Consider the following 557-nt stretch of genomic DNA (forward strand, 5'->3'; position numbering starts at 1 on the left):
CCAACATACTTAACATTGAAGGTGAAATTGATATTCCGCCAAGCGTCGATCGCAATTTGGATTGGGTTATTGCCAGTTTCCACGAGCCCGTTTTTCCACCTGCCAATAAAGAAGCACACACTGAAGCGCTGATAAATGTCATCAAAAGCGGTCGCGTTGATGCGTTAGGGCATTTGGGGAACCCGAACTTCGACTTCGATTTTGAACAAGTGCTGAAGTGCGCTAAAGAGCACAATGTAGCGATAGAAATCAATAACACCACGCTCAAAGGCAACAGCCGTGTTGGCAGTGTGGATCGTTGTCATGAAATTGCGCAAATCGGCAAAGCGTTAGATGTGTATTTTACTACGGGAAGCGATGCACACTTTTGTCATGATGTGGGCAATCTGGAGCTTGTCAGTGAGCTGATGGACAACCTTGATATTGATAGCAACAAAGTGATTACTCACTCTGCTAAACAGTTTTTGTCATTTCTTGAACTGCGTGGCCGCTTGCCAATCGCAGAGTATGACGAGATTCGCAACGCATAAACTTGATTACATTTAAGGTATGCACCC

1 protein-coding gene is annotated in these 557 nt (G+C 44.9%); it reads left to right on the top strand.

Annotated elements, in window-relative coordinates; translation table 11 throughout:
• A partial coding sequence (locus R7Q48_RS29910; protein WP_318134018.1) for a phosphatase occupies positions 1–530 on the top strand: 530 nt, incomplete at its 5' end.
• Positions 531–557: the final 27 nt, after the last annotated feature.

Source organism: Vibrio sp. 378, from assembly GCF_033339435.1.